The organism is Cupriavidus mimosae (assembly GCF_023952485.1).
GTDB lineage: Bacteria > Pseudomonadota > Gammaproteobacteria > Burkholderiales > Burkholderiaceae > Cupriavidus > Cupriavidus taiwanensis_C.
On record NZ_JALHRY010000067.1, the window covers coordinates 1 to 2,060 of the forward strand.

General features: G+C 55.8%; 2 protein-coding genes. One reads left to right on the plus strand and one right to left on the minus strand.

Going from position 1 to position 2,060, the window contains the following annotated elements; genetic code table 11:
- Window positions 1–225 (plus strand): hypothetical protein (locus tag MKD50_RS30265; RefSeq protein ID WP_115671140.1); only part of this gene is annotated, 225 nt, incomplete at its 5' end.
- Between the two features lie 81 nt (window positions 226–306).
- Here MKD50_RS30265 and MKD50_RS30270 read toward each other — a convergent pair.
- Window positions 307–1,242, minus strand: a complete 936-nt coding sequence (locus tag MKD50_RS30270; protein ID WP_012354613.1) for a cation diffusion facilitator family transporter — start codon at window positions 1,240–1,242, stop codon at window positions 307–309.
- Window positions 1,243–2,060: the final 818 nt, after the last annotated feature.

Here is a 2,060-nt window from a genome sequence, read left to right on the forward strand (position 1 = left end):
GGTCTTAACGGCGTCTTTTGTGAGGATTTACTTTGCTCGTTTGGCACATCGCTTGGATGGTGCACTTCCACGGGAATGGCCATTCAGTCCGAATTTATGGGCCAACTGCGTGAGTGCGATCATTCCCAAATGGCCTATCAGGAATACGATTTTCTTCTACCATGGCGTACCCAGCTCAGCAACGAGAACACGCGATGTCATATTTCTCTTTTCGATGACCGTTGAACACCCAAGCTGCCACCGGGTCCGATGACAACGAGACCAAGACACTCTAATTTCTTGGATATCCCAAAAACAGGGCGACATCTATTCTGCCTTGAGGGTTTTCGTAAAGTAAACCGGGTCGACGTGAGTCATAACGTTGAGTACGCGATGGTGCTCCATCGTGCGCCGCCGGGCATCGACGGCAATCGCATGGCCCTGTGCCACTGTCAGCGTGGCCTCGACTTCAAGATGGACATCAACGAGCACCTGGTCGCCCATCTTGCGGGTGCGCAGGTCGTGCAAGCCGAGCACGCCGGGCGTGCCCAGCATGGTGGCGCGAATGTCGGCGACGGTTACTTTGTCGGCGGCGCGGTCCATCAGGTCATTTAGAGCGTCCCAACTGAAGCGCAGTCCCATGCGCGCGACCATCAGCGCCACTACCATTGCCGCGATCGGGTCGAGGCTGTGATAGCCGAGCAGGTTGCCGGCGATGCCAAGCGCCACCACCAACGATGAAGCCGCATCCGAGTGCGCATGCCAGGCATTGGCTACCAGCATGCTCGAACGGACCCGCCGCGCCACGGCCAGCATGTAGCGGAACAGCAACTCCTTGGATGCCAGCGCGACCACTGCCACCCAAAGTGCCATTGGCTGAACCGGCTGTGGCCCGGCGGGATGCTGCAGCTTGCCCAGTGCTGCCCACAGCATGCCCGCCGCCGCCGTCAGCAGCAGCACACCCAGGACCAGCGACGCTGCTGTCTCGAACCGCAGGTGTCCATACTGGTGATCGGCATCCGGATCCTTGCTGCTTTGCGCTCCGGCGGCCAGTACGACAAAGTCTGAAAGTAGGTCGGACAGCGAATGTGCGGCGTCGGCAATCAGCGCCTGCGAGCCGGAGATGATGCCGGCCGCCCCCTGGGCGATGGTCAGGCCGATATTGACCGCCACGCTGACAAGCGTGCTGCGCCAACCGGCGCTGTAACGCGCCTGTGCGTCAGTCGGCCTTCTGGCGTCGTTTTCGGGTAGTTCGGGACGCATCTGGTGAATTTCGATTTGGTCCTGGAACTATAGCTCAAAGCGACAGGAAGTAGATCATCACGTATTTGTGGTGACGAAAAAAGTCCTGCATTGGCTGGGCTACACCTCTGCTTTTAAAAGATTGATCCTTGAAGCGATTTCCCAATTCTAGTCTTTTCCCTTTAAGGCTTCTTTGACCACGCGAAAACACCGAGCAGCACAAGCAAAGAAAATGCGAATCAGTACACCATCCACAAGCGCGAAGGATCTCCTGCCTGGTGCGGGAGGTGGGTCAAAAGCAAGCCGATCAGCCAGACAAGCCTCCACGCAGACAACAAACCTGTCGCCGTAAGCTGCGTCCGCGGTCGCGATAGATTGTCATACTTCCACTTGATTGGCTTGAAGTCATCCCGGAATGTGATTGGCGACAACGTTAGTCAAGAACGCAGCGAACTGATCGCTGGTAGGGACTGTCAGAAAATTTCTGTTTAGGGCATAACATGTCGCCAAGTAGCACTCAATGAGTGCGCAACACCGCAGCGTATCTGTCGCATCCACTGCGTTGTCCGTTCTTGCCAAGGCTCTGACCTGATCAACAATGTTGAAGAAGAGAGTTAGCTCCTGCAGTTGGAAGCCGACTGTGCATAGAGCGTCATCCGGATACAGGCGAATCGTGAACCTGTAGGGACGATAATGAATCTCTTTCAAGGTGTTCGGCGGGATTGAAATTGACCTGGGCCAAATCTAATTCAAATTATCGAGTCGGTCCATTTTTTCTGCACTAAAATGATACCAGACGTCAGCGCTTTGCAACGCTGGAGGTTACCACCCACTCAAGG

Bases quoted from the DNA above. Each gene is read 5' to 3' on its own strand.
- MKD50_RS30270 (WP_012354613.1), bottom strand. From the start codon at position 1,242: ATGCGTCCCGAACTACCCGAAAACGACGCCAGAAGGCCGACTGACGCA.